This is a genomic window from Methanohalophilus sp. (assembly GCF_030156785.1).
Taxonomy (GTDB): Archaea; Halobacteriota; Methanosarcinia; order Methanosarcinales; family Methanosarcinaceae; genus Methanohalophilus.
Genome location: NZ_JASGLW010000014.1, coordinates 15045 through 31924, shown reverse-complemented (window position 1 = coordinate 31924; position 16880 = coordinate 15045). Strand labels below are relative to the sequence as shown.

Below are 16880 nucleotides of genomic sequence, written 5' to 3'. Positions count from 1 at the left end.
CAATTAGGAAGATCAGGGACGTTACCCGCCTCTTGCTGATCGGAAACAACTCAATATGGAATTTTTCCGATGCAAAGGAAATGTTCTCACGGGGAGCAGACCTTGTATCAATGGCAAGAGCAGTTGTTGCTGATCCTGAAATTGTACCGACGCTTGTAGACACGGTAAACCAGTATCAGAGAGAAATCGGATGGTACAATGCCCCTAAACATATTTGCAGGGGAGAAGGTGACCTGCGGGGACTTACGTACTGTTGCATGCCGGTCAAACCCTGTGCCGTACATTCAAAAATCAAGAAGCTGGGGTTAAGTCCGAAAGAATTTGCTGATTTGAAGATGGAATTCGTGAAAGGCACACCCCTTGAATACGGCGACAGTACATGTTTCGGAAGTCTTGCATGGTGCTGCAAAATCTCAAAGCCATGCTTCCTGAGAGATGGGGTACTGGATGCTCTTGATCTGTCTCCTGCGGAATATATGAAACTGAAAAAAGAGATGGCTGATTATATCCTGGAAAAAAGCAGGAATAGATAAATGATCTGAAGGTTTTTCATGGAAATTGCACTTCCACCTGAACAGGAAGATGTTACATCATATATAGCACGATGCTGTCAGCTTGCAATGGCACTGGAAGTTTCGGCTACACCTAAACCCGGCAACATTGATAGAACTCATGACTTTGATGATACGCAATATGAACACTTCATTGCCTCCGCTATTTCTGTATACCCAGCAATGCATAGTGCTGCTGCAAATCGTTACAGTGTGGGATATCTGCTGAATATGGCAGTTAGCGAAAGCAACCGCTGGCAAAAAGGAGGGAATACACATTTCGGGGCATTCCTGCTGCTTATCCCATTGGCTATGAGTGCCGGAAAACTGTTATCTTCAAACAAGAAAATTAAAGTAGACGACATTTTTGCAACTGCATACGAAATTGTGCGGACTACCGATACAAACGATGCAATTGATTTCTATCGTTGCTTCCAGACTGCCGGTGTTAAAGTAAAAGAGGTGGATGATCTTGATCTTCATGACACCGGAGCCATTGAAGACATACAGAAAAAAGGAATTACCCTTTACGAACTTATGGAAATTTCCAGTGGCTACGATCTTATAGCCCGGGAATGGTCAAGAGGCTTTTCGGAAACAGATGCTGCAGCAATCAGGATTTCAGAACTACTTGAAAACGGACTAAGTGTAAATTATGCCATAGTACAGACTTTTCTTGAACTGCTTGCTGCAAGACCTGACACTTTTATACAAACCAAATTAGGAAAAGAGGTTGCAAAAGCAGTAAGTCGAGATGCGGGAGAAATTGTTTCAAAAATTCATAAATACGGAATAATAGAAAACTTGCCACTGATCGAAGATTTTGACGATCAATTAATTGAAAATCACAACAACCCCGGATCTACTGCCGACATCATTATAGCATCTCTGTTCATCGTCCTTTTGGGAGGATTTCGATTTTGACCGAAGAAATTAATCTTGAAAATTTTGGGATTTTTGACGGGATTTCAGAAACCATTGTAACCACAGGGACAACCATACCAAATGCTGCCCCCATCGGCATAATCCGGAAGGATGAAAAACCATTTGTAAGGGTTTACAAAGGTTCTGACACATATGCCAATATTGCAAAGAACAATGCCCTTATCGCAAATATCACCTATGATCCTATTCTTTTTGTCCGAAGTACATTTGGGAATCTTAACAATAATGAATTTGTAATGGAATCCATCAATGAGGTTAAGTATCCTGCACTCAAAGAAGCACTTGGATGGATTTTTTTCAGGTGTGAAGAGATACAATATAATTCGGAAGCTCTTGTTGCACGAATTGAGCCTATCGCAGGAAAAATTAACAAATCTCCTTTAAAGGCACCTAATCGGGGATTCTTTGCAATAATTGAAGCTACTGTCCATGCCACAAGATATGAATTAACTTGCCAGGATAAGTACCGCGAACTTGTTCTTGAAAACCTGAAACTTGCTGAAAAATGTGGCGGGAAGCAAGAGAAAGAGGCTGCTAATTTACTCAGGGATATCATTAGTTCTACATGCATTAAATAAAGGAGTTTCTCGCATGAACAGATTCATGAAAGTGGCTTTTGAAGAAGCAAAAAAGGGCATGCATGATAACGAAGGAGGACCTTTTGGAGCTGTTGTTGTAAGAAACGGAAAGATCATTGCAAAAGCACACAATGAAGTCCTTTTGCATAATGATCCTACAAACCATGCCGAAGTTCTTGCAATCCGCCGGGCATCTTCTTTCCTGAATAACTTTGACCTGACAGGCTGCGAAATCTACAGCACTTCCTACCCATGCCCCATGTGTCTTGCTGCAATTCTCTGGGCACGTATTGACAGACTATACTACGGTACATCTTCAAAAGAAATCGAAAAGGCAGGTTTTGATGATTACCGCATCTATCAGTTATTATGCGAAAAGCATAGAGTTCATCCAGCCACCCAATACATTGATTCTGAAGAATGCCGTATACTTCTCAGGGAATGGGATAAAAAGGAAGACAAAACGATTTATTGATTCAGCTTTCTTCCAACAAAGCAAGCAGTTCCTGACTTTCACCATTTCTTCCTATTTTTGCACAAACAGAAGCCTTTAGTTTTATTAGTTCTGGATTACCTGCTTCGACTTCCAGTGCATGATCACAGCTCTGGAGAGCTTCTGATTCCTGACCAAGTTTCAGATATGAGTTTACCAATCCCTGCCATGCAGGAACAAACCTGGGCTTGCGATCTAAAACCTGTCTGAATGCCTCAACCGCGGCTTCATACATGCCAAGCTGATATAGGCAATTCCCCTTGGCATATAATATTTCCGAGGAATCATTCTTAAGCTGTGGATCAGGCTTCAGGTTCATGAAAGAATAGCGTGGGAAGGAAAAATACATGATATCGGCATGTTCTTCGGCTTTTTCATAACAATCAAGAGCATCTTTATAGTTTTCTCTCATGTAAAGAATGTTTCCTTTACAATACAAAGCATCTGAGAAGTCGGATTTGAGTTCTAAAGCCTTATCAAAAGCCTCAAGTGCCTCATCATAACGTCCAACTGAATTAAGTACAAAACCCCTGCTAAACCACCTGCCTGAATCATCAGGCGCCTCTTCAATTGAGCAATCAATAACTTTAAGGGCTTCCTCATCACGACCCATCTTATGAAGAAGAAAACAGCGACTATACCTCGCAGCTGATGCTTTTTTGTATGCTTTTTCCGCCTCTTCTGGCATATTATTTTCAATCAGTTTTGAAGCTACGTTTTCCCAGATATCTGCCGCCTTTTCATAGTTTGACAGGGCATCATCGAAGTTTCCCATTTCAAAGAGTGCATAACCTCGACCGAAAAGACCTTCAGCTTCAAGGTATTGCTTCTTGAGAGTTTTGCGTTTTGAAGCTTGAGAATACAGTTTTTTCAGGAAATTCATAAGTTGACTATAACTCTAAGTAAAATATACTTTTTGCAAATCCGGCAAACCATTGATTAACAATATCACGGCCATGTAACGCAATTGGTTATCAACAGTGTATTTTATAAACTCATAATACAGAGTGAAGCCAATGAAAAAAAAGTTCCCTGAAATGCTGGATTTCCTCCAAATTAAGAGAGGGGGAGGTTCTTCCCCTGAAGTAGACAATGCTACAATACAGGAAATACTTGAAAATGTTATAAATTCAAGTCCAGCAGTTGCTTTTATCTGGAAGGATGAACATGGATGGCCAGTTGTTTTTGTTTCAAGGAACATAGAGCAATTTGGATACAGCGCAGATGAAATCCTTGCAGATCCAATGCGGTATAGGGACATTATGCATCCGGATGATATCGAAATAATTAATGAAGAAGTGGAGGCGTATTTAAAAGCAGGAGAGGATCAATTTAACCTTCGATATCGAATACTTACAAAGGATGGGGACATCAAATGGATTGACGAACGAACAACTGTGCACAAGAGTAACAGCGAAATATATTTCCAAGGCATAATTGTTGACATTACAGATCAGAAAAAAGAAGAAAAGGAGCTTCTTGACGGTGCCCTTGAAATGAAGAACGCTCTTGAAACTGTGATTAATTCAAGTCCTGTTATAGTTTTTCTTTGGAGACCTCAAAAAGACTGGCCTGTAGAATTTGTTTCGGAAAACATAAGCCAGTTTGGTTATGAGGTGGATGATTTCATCTCAGGTAAACTGGTATATGGAGATATTGTGCATCCGGATGATCTCGAAAAAGTACGAAGAGGTATGGAGAAAAGCACAGAAGAGGGAAGTTCGTTTTTTGCACAGGAATACAGGATTATAACCAAAAATGGTGAGGTTCGCTGGGTAGATGAAAGAACGCAGATCCAGCATAATGATTCTGGAGAAGTAACTTACCTTCAAGGACTTATAGTTGACATCACAGAAAGAAAAAAAATCGAAACTGCGCTCCTCAAGGAAGACTTGCGTCATGAAGCCATATTGTCACTTTATGAAATGAAAAACGCACCTCTGGAGGACATTTTGAATTATTCAAGGGAACAAGCTCTAAAACTTACTGATAGCAAGTTCGGAGTCATCTTCTGGTTCACTGGTGTGAATGAAGTAATATATGTGTCTGCGACCGAGAATTTAATTGAACAAACTGGGAAAATTCCATTGGAAATAACTCAATTTTGTGAAAAAATACTTTCCAATAAGAACTCCTACATTGTTAACGACTGCTCCACGCTCCCACCAATTGAAAGGGATGGGATGGAAATCGATCTAAAACGATATTTAGGAACTCCTGTTATTGAAAACAATCAGATTGTTGGGGTGGTGTGGGTTGCAGGTAAATTGGAGAAATACGATGAAGCTGATCTGCGGCAGTTAACCTTGCTCATGCGGAGCATGTGGGATTTGATCCAGCAGAAAAAAGCTGAAGAAGAGCTTAGACGATATGCAAATGAGGTTAAGCGCTCAAATGAAATCCAGAAGGTGTTGGGAGAAGTAATCAAAAACAGTCCTGCTACGGTATTTCTGTGGAGGGCAGAAGATGACTGGCCGGTAGAATTTGTCTCAGAAAATGTGACACAATTCGGATATACAGTGGAAGATTTCCTTTCGGGAAAACTTGTTTATGCTGACATTGTCCACCCCTATGATCTAAAAAGGGTTCAAAAAGAACTTACAAGAAGGATTGATGCAGGTTATACCGACTTTAATCAGGAATACCGCATTATGACAAAGTATGGTGACATTAGATGGGTTGATGAAAGGACTTTCATAAAACATAATGAAGAAGGGGAAGTCGCTTACCTGCAGGGAATTATTGTAGACATTACTGAGAGAAAGCATGCCAGTGACTTTATGCATATTCAGTTTGATCTTGACAGCATCCTGAGTTCAGCGAGCACGGTACAGGAAAGTTTTGATATGCTGCTTGAACTTACACTACGAGTTGAACCTGTAGATTCCGGAGCACTGTATCTTGTGGATGAAGCAACTGGGGATCTGAATCTTGTGTCACACAAGGGACTGTCAGATAAATTTGTTCGCAGCACAGCATATTACTCAAAAAATTCAGTCCAGACACGCCTTGTGATGGCAGGACAACCAGTCTATAAACATCATTCTGAGCTAAGCGCGATTACAATGGGAAAAAATCTCCAGTACGAAGGTTTGCATGCAACTGCCGTCATTCCTATTCAGTATCAGGATTTAGTAATCGCTGCCCTTATGCTTTTTTCCCATGATGAATATGAAATCCCTGACAACAGCCGCCATGATCTGGAATTAATTGCAGAGCAAATCGGTGAAGTCATATCACATATACGCTCGGAAGCATATGTGCAGAGAAATCTGGACAATTTGCAATACCTGTTTGATGATATTCCTGAGGCACTAATGGTGATGGAGGATAAGGGGAATATATTATACGCAAATCTCACCACGCTTATTGAAATCACTGCTGGAGAAGAAGTTGTGGGAAGGAATCTATCAGAGTTGATTGCTGACAATGATGTAAACATAGAAGAAATTGCCATGCGTGTTGCCAAAGAAGGAACTTTCAAGAAAAAACTTGAAGTTAAACTTCCTGAGGGCAAGATCCGCCTGTTTGATGCAGTGTTCTCCAGAACTATATGGAATGAGAAACCATCCATTATTGTATTATTCTGGTTGGATACTGAATGAGATTTATTTATCCGAACAGGGTTATATAGGATTAAGAAATGATACCTAATCCGCTTATATATAGAACAAAAGCGGAGTTAAACGGATGAATCAGAAAGTTGTAGCCTTGTTCCTTGCATTTATCATGGTAATGTCAATATTTCCGTTCTTACTTAGTGGAGGAAACCGCCAGAATACTACTGAAACTACTAATGCACAAAGTTTTAGCAATATTGGTGGAAAACAAGTCAATGTGCCACTGAACTCACTCTCTGACGGTCTTGCTATAACACCTTCCGATGTAATTGCTGCACAATATATAGATATTGTAGATGCCGAAAAATCGCACCTGCAGCTTATTGTGGGTAACACTTCCACCCTTGATACATTATACGGAGCAAAGGTAGAAACCATATATTCTGCACGGCTGGGCAATGGAGACAGATTTGATTTACACAAAATTTCACCTGAAATAATTAATTTCCCTTATTACCTCTCCCCTGAGCCATACAAGGGATATCAACTACTTTTGAGATCGAATGGTATTTACAACGTTGTTGGAAATCCAATGATTATGGGTACTGAGAATTCAACCAAAGGTGTAATCAACGTAATTTCCGGTGATGCAAAGCCATCCGATGCCTTTGATGAAATACTTAAATATTCAGTAGATAATGCGCAACTGGAAACTGCTGCATTTTCTGAAACTGGTGCAAATCAAATCTATATTGCATGGAAGGCAGAAAGTTCTGATAACTATAGTCGCACCACAGTTTATCTGAACCCTACTCAAGCAACTATTGGAAACATTACTGAATATGCTGCCGAAGGAAGATCAAAGGGCCTTAATTATGCTGTAAACGATTACGGGAACATAACAGAGGTTACCATAACAACGAATGCATCCGGATTTTTCGCACTGGTATCAGAGCCCGTTATGTAAAACTGATATGAGTCCTATAGGAAGATTTATATTAGATCGTGGCATTGACCTCGCTCTATGGGTGTGCCACAAAATATATATTTGAAAGTGGCGATTCACACCATTATTCCTTAACTAATCAGATTCGAGGCATTGATAATTTTCATGCTTTGCATCTATACAATGAATAATGACAAACCACAGTATTTACTGTGATTTCGAAGGAGATAGAAATATGGCAAAATTCAATGTTCCAGAAGAATTGGCTGACAAGGCTCTCGAAGCAATTGAAACAGCTCGCGATACCGGAAAAGTCAAGAAGGGCACAAATGAGGCTACAAAAGCTATTGAAAGGGGTATTGCAAAACTTACCGTTATTGCAGATGATGTTGAACCTCCAGAAATCGTGGCACACATCCCTGCCCTTTGTGAAGAAAAAAATGCACCTTATATCTTTGTGAAAGAGCAGAAAGAACTTGGCTCAGCATGTGGTATTGGCGTAGCATGTGCGGCTGTAGCTATTACAGATGCCGGTAAAGGTGCCGAGATCATTGATGATCTTGTCGAAAAGATTAACGCCCTTAAATAATCATTTATGATTCAGAGGTGAGATACCATGGCAGAAGACGACACAGGATTTGCTGCCGAGGTCATCGACGTCATCGGCAACACTGGCATGCATGGAGAAGCAAGCCAGATACAGTGCAGGGTTTTAGAAGGCCGTGACAAGGGCAGGATTATTACACGCAACTGTGTAGGACCTGTTCGCGTGGGCGATGTGCTCATGTTGATGGAAACCTCAAGGGAAGCAAAGAAACTTACAACGCGGTGATGAGCAATGGAAAAAAGAAAATGCTCTTTCTGCGGCAACCTTCTTGAACCTGGAACAGGCATCCTTTTTGCAAAAAAGGACGGTTCAACATACTATTTCTGCTCATCAAAATGCAGAAATAACTATAAACTCGGAAGGCTACCAAGACGTACTGTCTGGACCGAACAGGGTAGGATTTACCTGAAAAAAGAATAAACGGGTGAAATCTTCATGGAAAGAACTTATGTAATGATCAAGCCTGATGCAGTCCAGAGAGGACTCATCGGGAACATCATTAGCAGAATAGAAAACAAAGGGCTCAAAATTACTGCTCTGAGGATGAATATTATCAGCGAAGAAACCGCCCAAATACACTACAGTGAACACAAGGAAAAACCTTTCTTCCCTTCCCTGATATCCTACATAACATCCGGACCTTCTGTTTCAATGGTTATTGAAGGTGAGAACGCAGTTAAGATAATGCGTACAATCAATGGTGCTACAAACCCTGTGGATGCAGCTCCCGGAACAATTCGCGGGGACTTTGCGATTGAAACCGGACGTAATGTGGTTCATGCATCAGACTCTGTAGAATCCGCAGAGCGCGAGATAGCTATCCATTTCTCTGAAGATGAGATTGTAGGATATACAAAAATTGATGAAACCTGTCTCTACGAATAAAGACTGCCTGAAAATCCAATCTGGGGCTTTCAATGTCTGTCAATAAGAATCTCAGGACTCCCATTGTTTGTGTGATGGGGCATGTAGATCACGGCAAAACCAGTTTCTTAGACCTAATTCGCGGGTCTGCAGTTGTGGCAGGAGAAGCCGGAGCTATTACCCAGCATATAGGTGCAACTGAGGTTCCCATCGATGCTATTGCTGAAAAGTGTGGCAATGTTGCAATGAAGGATAAATTCATTGTACCGGGATTGCTTTTTATTGATACACCCGGTCACCATGCATTTACTTCTCTGCGCAGCAGAGGGGGTGCATTAGCTGATCTTGCAGTAGTTATTGTAGACATAAACGAAGGATTTATGCCACAGACGATTGAAAGCCTTGAAATCCTTAAACGTTTCAGGACACCATTTGTAGTTGCTGCAAACAAGATTGACAGGATCCATGGATGGGACCCAAAACCCGGTGCCAGTTTTATTCAAACCTACAATTCCCAAGCCGAGCACGTCAGATCTGCACTTGATAACAAGATTTATGAACTCGTAGGGGTACTCTACAACCACGGTTTTAATTCAGAAAGATATGATCGTGTTTCCGATTTCCAGCGTACAATTGGTGTTGTTCCCATCAGTGCCCTCACTGGTGAAGGAATTCCTGATTTGCTTATGATCCTCCTTGGACTTGCCCAGAAATTCCTTGAGGCCAACTTGCATTACACTGCAGATGGACCCGGAGAAGGAACTATCCTGGAAGTAAAGGAAGAAAAGGGGCTTGGCACAACTATCGACATTATTCTCTACGACGGAACACTTCACAAAGGGGATACTATTGTAGTTGGAAGTCTCGGCAAACCAATCCAGACAAAAGTCAGAGCAATATTAAAGCCAAGGGCATTGGAGGAAATTATAACCGAAGACCGCTTTGAAAAGGTTGACAGTGCCACTGCAGCCATTGGAATCAAAGTGTCAGCCCCTGGATTGGACACTGCACTTTCAGGTGCAACTGTAAAGGTTGCAACTCCAGAAACCCTTGAGCAGGTTGTTGAAGATATAAAAGGAGAACTTGAAGATGTCCAGATAGACACCGATTCCACTGGAGTTACTATTAAAGCAGATACAATCGGTTCCCTTGAAGCTCTTGTCAACGAACTGCAAAAAGAAGAAATCCCTATACGCAAGGCAGAAGTAGGCGATATTGCACAACGCGATATTGTGGAAGTATCTGCAATAGAGGATCCGTTCTATTCCGTAATAATTGGATTTAATGTCAAATTGTTGCCTGATGCAAAAGAAAAGGTGCAGCATTCAAACACAAAGCTGTTTATGAATAATGTAATCTACCGGCTTATTGACGAATATAAGGATTGGGTGAAAGAACAAAAAGCAAAATCCGAAGAAAACATCTCTCAGATGATTGTAAAACCCGGTAAATTTATTATACTTCCCGGCTGCACATTCCGGCAGAGCAAACCTGCCGTGGTTGGAGTTAGGATAACAGGCGGTTCAATTAAAACAAATGTTCAGGTAACAAACGATCAGGGGATCGTTGTTGGTGTTGTAAAAGGATTACAATCCGAAGGAGAAAACATCAAAGTAGCGCATACCGGAATGGAAGTTGCTATGGCCATTGAAGGCCCTACAGTCGGACGACAAATCAAGGAAAATGATGTCTTGTTTTCAAATATACCTGAGAAACATGCAAAAATCCTTGAACATGAACTGATAAGCAAACTTAAACCGGATGAAATTGATACACTTGATGCGTTTTTGGAAATTAAACGCAGGGACAACCCATTTTGGGCAAAATAAAGCATATTGATCAGATTAACAAATTGGAGGAAAGTTTATGGCAGATTTTAAAGTTGTGGTCTCTGACCCCAAATCAAAAACATACCAGTTTGATGTAACTGGTGCTGAAGCCAACAAATTTATTGGAAAAGCTATTGGAGAAACAGTGGATGGTGACCTTGTAGGTCTTCCTGGCTATACTCTGGAAATTACAGGTGGAAGCGACAACAGTGGCTTTGTGATGAGAAGGGATCTTCCCGGTTCAAAGAGGCAGAAAGTCCTCGTTACCGGGGGAGTTGGATACAGTCCAAAAACGAAGGGTGCTCGCCGTCGCAAATTCATGAGAGGACGTGAAATTGCACCGGACATTGTCCAGATCAATTCAAAAGTTGTCGGATATGGCAACAAGTCCATTGAAGAGATCCTTGGCAGAGGCGCTGAGGAAGAAGCAGAAGTTGCTGAAGAGTGAGAATCTTCACTCCTTTTTTAATTATCTTAAGGTGTTGGATAGGACATATTTGGAAGAACAAAAACCTATGTCCCATCTCTTTCTTTTCAAGCTTATTAAGAATTTTTTGAGCTTTTTTGTTTAGACTGCTTTTGATGGTCAACACTGATGTATCAATTCCTTCTTACTTGATTCCAGTACTTCTTTGACTGATTTCTTCCCATATTTATGTCAGCAATCCTTTGAAAACTATATTTGAACTTTTCATCTCTGCTTGCTGATCTTCTAAATCCCTGCTTCAACCATGCAAAGAATCGTTCAATACTGGTTCATTTGGCATATCTCCCCATTATAACCTGTAATTAAAACAAAGAGAAAAACATTGATGATCTTGGCGGTAATTAGATCATTTCCTACAAGTTATTGTAGTGAAAGAAAAGGTTTGATAAATTCCCATTGTTCATCGGAAAGTATTCTAAATTCTATTCAACACACCTCAAACTATAATTACGAGAAGTACTAATTATATTTTTGAAACTTGCTTCTTAATATTAGTTTTCTATAATAAGGTGATATTTTGAATAAGTGTTTTGAAACTATTTTTAGCTCCATAAATAATGATTATTTTATTTATAACATTGATGGAAATTTTGTGGAGGCAAACCAGAACACTTGTGATAGATTGGGATTTTCAAAAAATGAATTACTGCAAATGAAAGTACCGGACATAACACCCCCTGATTTTATAGAAAAAGTACACCACCAATTTACTGATAAATTTAACCTAGAAAACAGATCCGTTGAAACAGCAGTCAGATGCAAAGACGGTTCTTTAATACCAGTTGAGTTTGAATTTATCACAATGGAATACAATGGAAATCCGGCTATTCTAACCATCGTCAAAGATGTAACCAAGCGCAAGCAAAAACTAAAGAAACTGATTGAAAATGAAAAGATCTACTCAACCCTTGCAGAAAAAGGAAATGATAGGATCGTCATTATTCAAGACTATTTGCTTAAATTTGTTAACAATAAAATGACATGTATGACTGGTTTTTCAAAGGACGAAGTAAACGAAAAACCGTTTATTGATTTTATTTCACCTAAATACAAAGAATTTGTACTTGAAATGCACAAAAACAGATTATCTGGAAAGGATGTTCAAAATTATTATGAAACAGAGATTATTTCAAAGAATGGTGCAGCAATCCCAGTGGAACTGAACCTATCTAATATCGAGTATGAAAACAGACCCGCATTCATGGCGATAGTAAGGGACATCACCGAACACAAGAAAGCAATTGAACTCTTGAACAAAGCAAAAATAGAAGCAGAGGCTGCCAATCGTGCCAAGAGTGAGTTCCTTGCAACGACGAGTCATGAATTAAGAACACCTTTGAATTCAATCATCGGCTTTTCCCAGATTTTGGATGCGGAAAAATTTGGTAAATTAAACAAAAAGCAGAAGCGATATGTTAATAATATTTGTAAAAGTGGCGTTCATCTTCTACAAATAATTAATTCAATACTGGATATTGCAAGAATAGAAGCTAGCAAGGTAGTAAATTTGCAATACTCTTCATTTGATATAAATTCTGTTATAGATGAGGTTATAAGTATATTATATCCTTTGACATCTAAAAAATCCATTAACATATATGTTGAAAATAAAAATAACATATACACTGCAATTGCAGATAAACAGATTTTCAAGCAAATTCTTTACAACCTGATCAATAATGCTATTAAATTTACAGATGAAGGTGGCATTGTAAAAGTTATTGTATCAAATGTTGATAGTATGCTACAGGTTTCTGTGGTAGATAATGGGATTGGAATTCCTGAAGAAGAACTCGAGAATATTTTCCTCCCCTTCAAACAAATCGAACATTATTATAAAAGAAGGCATGATGGAATAGGTCTTGGTCTTTCTATTGTCAAAAAGAATGTGGAACTACATGGAGGCAAAATATGGGTTGAAAGTGAAGTTGGGAAAGGAAGTACATTTACATTCAGAATACCCATGAGACCACAAAGTTCAAAATCAGGCCTCCACAACATATAATTTGCATGACCAAATGTACAAAAAATCCATATATGTAGCAAATAGGTACAAAAAAAAGATTCAGAGGACATATCCCCTGAATTAAGCCAGAAGTACTATTTCAATGTTAATGTCTTTGGGAACCTGTATACGCATTAACTGGCGTAATGCACGTTCATCAGCTGCAATATCAATCAGCCTTTTGTGGACACGCATTTCCCAGTGATCCCAGGTCGCAGTACCGTCACCACTTGGACTCTTGCGGGTAGGTACTACCATTTTTTTGGTAGGAAGAGGTACAGGACCCGAAATACTTACGCCAGTACGCTCTGCAATAGCTTTAACTTGATCACAGACACCATCCAGATCTACTGGACTGATACCTGAGAGTCGTATTCTTGCTTTCTGTGCCATAATAATCCCCAACCTGGAAAAAAGGTTGAGAGTGTTATTTCTGTTTAACACTCATGCACATGCCAGCAGCGATGGTCATACCCATGTCACGGATAGCAAACCTTCCAAGCTGTGGAATTTCTTTTACAGGCTCGATAACCATTGGCCTTGTTGGCTTGATGGTAACGATTGCTGCATCACCAGCTTTAATGAAGGTTGGGTTTTCTTCCTTAACCTGGCCGGATTTTGGATCAAGTTTTTTGTCAATTGACATAAGGGTACATGCTGTCTGGGTCGTGTGGCAGTGGAATACAGGTGTGTAGCCCGCAGTGATTGCAGATGGATGCTGAAGCACTACAATCTGACCAACGAATTCGTCTGCAACAGTTGGTGGGTTGTTGACTGGACCACATACATCACCACGCCTTACATCACCTTTGCCAATACCCCTGACGTTCCAGCCGATGTTGTCACCAGGTCTTGCTTCCGGAATTTCTTCATGGTGCATTTCAATAGACTTAACTTCGCCGCTTGCGCCGCTTGGATTAAAGATAACCTTGTCTCCTTTCCTCATGACACCAGTTTCAACACGCCCTACAGGAACGGTACCAATACCAGAAATGGAGTATGCATCCTGAACAGGGATACGAAGTGGTAATGTATCAGGTTTTTCAGGTTCCTTAAGATTGTTAAGTGACTCAAGAATTGTAGGACCTGTGTACCATGGGGTATTTGGACTCTTGTCAGAGATGTTGTCACCCTCAAATGCAGAGGTTGGAATAAATGGAATCTCGGAAGCCTTGAAACCAACCATTCCAAGAAGCTCGGATACTTCTTTCTTGACCTGATTATACCTGTCTTCACTGTAGTCTACTGCATCCATCTTGTTGACTGCAATGATCAGCTGGTTGATACCGAGTGTCCTGGAAAGGAAAACGTGTTCCTTGGTCTGAGCCATTACACCATCTGGCGCTGCAACTACAAGAATTGCCGCATCTGCCTGGGATGCACCGGTAATCATGTTCTTAACGAAATCACGGTGACCTGGACAGTCTACGATAGTGAAGTAGTACTTGTCAGTGTCGAACCTCTTGTGTGCGATATCGATGGTAATACCCCTCTCACGTTCTTCCTTGAGGGAATCCATTACCCATGCGAATGCAAAGGATTCTTTACCTTTTTCTTTAGCTTCTGCCTTGTATTTCTCAATGATGTGAGCTGGTACTGCGCCAGTCTCAAACATGAGTCTTCCTACAAGTGTGGACTTTCCGTGGTCAATGTGACCGATAACTGCTAAGTTCATATGTGGTTTCTCAGCCATTTAAACTTCTCCTTGTTAAATTGATTTGGATTTGGTGGTTTAATAGTTCTTTACACGTTTAAACCTTTCCGCAAACCATCCCAAGTTTAGTGTGAGAAAGATTATTCTCTCTCACATACTTATAAAGTCGGATGGTTGTGGAAGTTCTGCTTTCAGACCCTTCCTCTCCCTGATTCCTTTCACAATATCTCCAACCATGTTGGCAGGGACTGGTTCAAAGCCTGCAAATTCGGTACTCCACATTGCCCTTCCTTCAGTCGCAGAGCGAATATCGCCTGCAAATCCGAAGAGTTCAGACACTGGAGCTTTTGATTCGATAATTGTAGTATCTCCTTCAGAGGTCATGTTGAGAATGATTCCGCGACGACCTTGAATTTCCTTGGTAGCTCCACCCATCTGCATCTGTGGAACCTGAATGAAAACTTTCTGATATGGTTCTAGCAAGGTGTCTTCTGCCATAAGCATCGCAGCCTGGATAGCCTGCCTTGAAGCAGGTATTACCTGTGCAGGACCACGGTGGACAGCATCCTCATGGAGTTTTGCATCCATAAGTTTAACTTTTACACCCATACATGGTTCCCTTGAAAGAGGGCCTGCTCTCATAACTTCTTCAAAACCTTCGAGGATAAGCTCCATAGTTTCATTTAGGTGCTGAATACCTTTTGTCATGTCGAAGTAAGCATTGCTTTCAAAGATATCAACAATATTTTTGGCCTCTTCTTTATCCATGCCTGCTGCAATGAGTTTCTCCCTCCTTTCAAGTTCAGGGAGATTCATGGAGATTTCACCTTCACGAATAAGATCAACCACTGCTTGTTCAAGAGGTTCAACAACTACATAGAACCTATTGTGACGGTTAGGAGATTTACCTTCAACTGGACCTGCTGAAGAACGGACGGTCTCACGGTAAACTACAATTGGGGGAGTCGTTGTTATCTCTACACCCTTATCACGTTCAATCCTGTGAGCAATGACTTCAAGGTGCAACTCACCCATACCAGCCATAAGATGTTCGCCAGTTTCCTCGTTCAAAGTTACCTTAAGAGTGGGGTCTTCCTTTGCAACCTGCCTGAGTACTTCAATAAGCTTTGGAAGATCCTTCATGTGTTTTGCTTCGATCGCTACTGTAACCACAGGTTCACTTGCATGTTTGATACTCTCAAATGGTTCCATTCCTTCAAGAGTAGTAACAGTCGAACCCACAATTGCATCTTTGAGACCGGTAACTGCTGCAATGTTTCCTGCTGGTATCCTCTCCACCTCAAGCCTTTCCGGACCCATGAAGATACCTACCTGCTGGATTCTGTTTTTACCAGCAGCACCTGAAACATAAACTTCCATACCACGGGAAAGTGAACCACTAAAAAGTCTTCCCGTAGCAACTTCACCTGCATGAGGATCTGTGGAAATGTTGGTTACCATGAAAGCCAATTCGCCTTTATCGTCTGCATTTTTCATGCTAGTTCCGATTTCAGAGTCCATGTCACCATGCCAAATAACCCTGACACGATCTCCCTGTGCTTCAATGGGGCTTGGGAGGTGTTTGATAACCATGTCATTAACTGCTTCGTGAAGCGGACATTTCTTTGCAAGTGTTTTCATATCCTCAGCACGGCAGTAATCATAAACATCATTGAATGAAACACCGGTTTTCTGCATCATTGGCACACTGATAGCCCAGTTATAGAGCGCAGAACCAAATGCAACAGTTCCATTGGCTGCATCAACACGCCAACCTGCTTTGTACCGTTCTTCGTTCATTCCTTTGATGAGCTTGTTCACATGGTCAATGAGTTTGCCCAGACGAATCTGCATTTCCTGAGCATCTACCTGAAGCTCATTAATCAGACGATCAACCTTGTTGATAAAGAGAACAGGTTTCACATGCTCCTTAAGTGCTTGCCTGAGAACTGTTTCGGTCTGTGGCATTGTACCTTCCACAGCATCGATAACAACAACTGCACCATCCACAGCACGCATGGCACGAGTAACGTCACCACCAAAGTCAACGTGCCCGGGTGTGTCAATAAGGTTAATGAGATATTCCTTGCCCTCATACTCGTGAACCATGGAAACGTTTGCAGAGTCAATTGTAATACCCCTTTCCTGTTCTTCCTCATCGGAGTCCATGAAAAGCTGACGACCTGCAAGTTCCTTTGAGATCATTCCAGCTCCGGCAAGCAAATTATCGGAAAGTGTTGTTTTACCGTGATCAATATGTGCAACGATCCCTATGTTCCTGATCATTTCTGGTTTGTTCATCAGCGCTGTTACGCGCTCAACCATTTTCTTCCTTCGTCCCATCTTTAAAACCTACGCGAA

The 16880-nt window shown here is 40.9% G+C and carries 17 protein-coding genes; 13 read left to right on the top strand and 4 right to left on the bottom strand.

Annotated features, from left to right (window positions below; genetic code table 11):
* From PWQ49_RS07875 to PWQ49_RS07860, 4 genes are all read left to right on the top strand, one after another.
* On the top strand, positions 1–533 hold a 533-nt coding region (locus PWQ49_RS07875), incomplete at its 5' end, for a methanogenesis marker 9 domain-containing protein (RefSeq protein ID WP_300609694.1).
* An 18-nt stretch (positions 534–551) separates the two neighbouring features.
* A complete protein-coding gene (locus tag PWQ49_RS07870; RefSeq protein ID WP_300609692.1) occupies positions 552–1475 on the top strand; it encodes a triphosphoribosyl-dephospho-CoA synthase in 924 nt (307 codons plus the stop codon).
* Entirely contained in the window at positions 1472–2074 is a 603-nt protein-coding gene (locus PWQ49_RS07865) for a DUF447 domain-containing protein (RefSeq protein ID WP_300609690.1), read from the top strand. The genes PWQ49_RS07870 and PWQ49_RS07865 overlap by 4 nt, the downstream gene beginning before the upstream one ends.
* A 13-nt stretch (positions 2075–2087) precedes the next feature.
* Complete coding sequence (locus tag PWQ49_RS07860) at positions 2088–2549, top strand: nucleoside deaminase (RefSeq protein WP_300609688.1); 462 nt, start codon at positions 2088–2090, stop codon at positions 2547–2549.
* Position 2550: 1 nt separating this feature from the next.
* On the opposite strand, the gene PWQ49_RS07855 is transcribed toward PWQ49_RS07860, so the two are convergent.
* Positions 2551–3450, bottom strand: coding sequence for a tetratricopeptide repeat protein (locus tag PWQ49_RS07855; RefSeq protein ID WP_300609686.1), 900 nt, complete (start codon positions 3448–3450; stop codon positions 2551–2553).
* A gap of 133 nt (positions 3451–3583) precedes the next feature.
* Between PWQ49_RS07855 and PWQ49_RS07850 the strand changes: the two genes are divergently transcribed.
* From PWQ49_RS07850 to PWQ49_RS07810, 9 genes are all read left to right on the top strand, one after another.
* Positions 3584–6172 carry a PAS domain-containing protein gene (locus PWQ49_RS07850; RefSeq protein WP_300609684.1) on the top strand — a complete coding sequence of 863 codons (2589 nt, stop codon included), beginning with the start codon at positions 3584–3586 and terminating at the stop codon, positions 6170–6172.
* Between the two features lie 85 nt (positions 6173–6257).
* Entirely contained in the window at positions 6258–7094 is an 837-nt protein-coding gene (locus PWQ49_RS07845) for a hypothetical protein (RefSeq protein ID WP_300609682.1), read from the top strand.
* A 214-nt stretch (positions 7095–7308) separates the two neighbouring features.
* Complete coding sequence (gene rpl7ae, locus PWQ49_RS07840) at positions 7309–7662, top strand: 50S ribosomal protein L7Ae (protein WP_300609680.1); 354 nt, start codon at positions 7309–7311, stop codon at positions 7660–7662.
* Positions 7663–7689: 27 nt separating this feature from the next.
* Positions 7690–7905: a 30S ribosomal protein S28e gene (locus PWQ49_RS07835; RefSeq protein ID WP_209678453.1), complete on the top strand. Its 216-nt coding sequence runs from the start codon at positions 7690–7692 to the stop codon at positions 7903–7905.
* Positions 7906–7911: 6 nt separating this feature from the next.
* Positions 7912–8100: a 50S ribosomal protein L24e gene (locus tag PWQ49_RS07830; protein WP_300609675.1), complete on the top strand. Its 189-nt coding sequence runs from the start codon at positions 7912–7914 to the stop codon at positions 8098–8100.
* A 15-nt stretch (positions 8101–8115) separates the two neighbouring features.
* Positions 8116–8565: a nucleoside-diphosphate kinase gene (ndk, locus tag PWQ49_RS07825; protein ID WP_300609673.1), complete on the top strand. Its 450-nt coding sequence runs from the start codon at positions 8116–8118 to the stop codon at positions 8563–8565.
* Positions 8566–8597: 32 nt separating this feature from the next.
* Entirely contained in the window at positions 8598–10373 is a 1776-nt protein-coding gene (gene infB / locus PWQ49_RS07820) for a translation initiation factor IF-2 (RefSeq protein WP_300609671.1), read from the top strand.
* 37 nt (positions 10374–10410) lie between these two features.
* Positions 10411–10821 (top strand): 30S ribosomal protein S6e, encoded by a 411-nt coding sequence (locus PWQ49_RS07815; protein ID WP_300609669.1) that lies wholly within the window; start codon positions 10411–10413, stop codon positions 10819–10821.
* 556 nt (positions 10822–11377) lie between these two features.
* Positions 11378–12865, top strand: a complete 1488-nt coding sequence (locus PWQ49_RS07810; RefSeq protein ID WP_300609667.1) for a PAS domain S-box protein — start codon at positions 11378–11380, stop codon at positions 12863–12865.
* Positions 12866–12946: 81 nt separating this feature from the next.
* Here the strand turns inward: PWQ49_RS07810 and rpsJ are convergent, their stop codons facing one another.
* The 3 genes from rpsJ to PWQ49_RS07795 form a co-directional block, all read right to left on the bottom strand.
* The gene (gene rpsJ, locus PWQ49_RS07805; protein WP_300609665.1) at positions 12947–13258 is read right to left on the bottom strand and encodes a 30S ribosomal protein S10; all 312 of its coding nucleotides are present in this window, start codon (positions 13256–13258) and stop codon (positions 12947–12949) included.
* A gap of 34 nt (positions 13259–13292) precedes the next feature.
* Positions 13293–14558, bottom strand: a complete 1266-nt coding sequence (tuf, locus tag PWQ49_RS07800; protein WP_300609663.1) for a translation elongation factor EF-1 subunit alpha — start codon at positions 14556–14558, stop codon at positions 13293–13295.
* Between the two features lie 111 nt (positions 14559–14669).
* Positions 14670–16862 carry an elongation factor EF-2 gene (locus tag PWQ49_RS07795; protein WP_300609661.1) on the bottom strand — a complete coding sequence of 731 codons (2193 nt, stop codon included), beginning with the start codon at positions 16860–16862 and terminating at the stop codon, positions 14670–14672.
* Between the last annotated feature and the right edge of the window lie 18 nt (positions 16863–16880).

What these genes read in the sequence shown, in the direction of transcription:
- PWQ49_RS07815 (WP_300609669.1), top strand. Translation starts at nt 10,411, where the DNA reads ATGGCAGATTTTAAAGTTGTGGTCTCTGACCCCAAATCAAAAACATAC.
- PWQ49_RS07870 (WP_300609692.1), top strand. Translation starts at nt 552, where the DNA reads ATGGAAATTGCACTTCCACCTGAACAGGAAGATGTTACATCATATATA.
- PWQ49_RS07830 (WP_300609675.1), top strand. Translation starts at nt 7,912, where the DNA reads ATGGAAAAAAGAAAATGCTCTTTCTGCGGCAACCTTCTTGAACCTGGA.
- rpl7ae (WP_300609680.1), top strand. Translation starts at nt 7,309, where the DNA reads ATGGCAAAATTCAATGTTCCAGAAGAATTGGCTGACAAGGCTCTCGAA.
- infB (WP_300609671.1), top strand. Translation starts at nt 8,598, where the DNA reads ATGTCTGTCAATAAGAATCTCAGGACTCCCATTGTTTGTGTGATGGGG.
- PWQ49_RS07855 (WP_300609686.1), bottom strand. Translation starts at nt 3,450, where the DNA reads ATGAATTTCCTGAAAAAACTGTATTCTCAAGCTTCAAAACGCAAAACT.
- ndk (WP_300609673.1), top strand. Translation starts at nt 8,116, where the DNA reads ATGGAAAGAACTTATGTAATGATCAAGCCTGATGCAGTCCAGAGAGGA.
- rpsJ (WP_300609665.1), bottom strand. Translation starts at nt 13,258, where the DNA reads ATGGCACAGAAAGCAAGAATACGACTCTCAGGTATCAGTCCAGTAGAT.
- PWQ49_RS07860 (WP_300609688.1), top strand. Translation starts at nt 2,088, where the DNA reads ATGAACAGATTCATGAAAGTGGCTTTTGAAGAAGCAAAAAAGGGCATG.
- PWQ49_RS07850 (WP_300609684.1), top strand. Translation starts at nt 3,584, where the DNA reads ATGAAAAAAAAGTTCCCTGAAATGCTGGATTTCCTCCAAATTAAGAGA.
- PWQ49_RS07845 (WP_300609682.1), top strand. Translation starts at nt 6,258, where the DNA reads ATGAATCAGAAAGTTGTAGCCTTGTTCCTTGCATTTATCATGGTAATG.
- PWQ49_RS07795 (WP_300609661.1), bottom strand. Translation starts at nt 16,862, where the DNA reads ATGGGACGAAGGAAGAAAATGGTTGAGCGCGTAACAGCGCTGATGAAC.
- tuf (WP_300609663.1), bottom strand. Translation starts at nt 14,558, where the DNA reads ATGGCTGAGAAACCACATATGAACTTAGCAGTTATCGGTCACATTGAC.
- PWQ49_RS07835 (WP_209678453.1), top strand. Translation starts at nt 7,690, where the DNA reads ATGGCAGAAGACGACACAGGATTTGCTGCCGAGGTCATCGACGTCATC.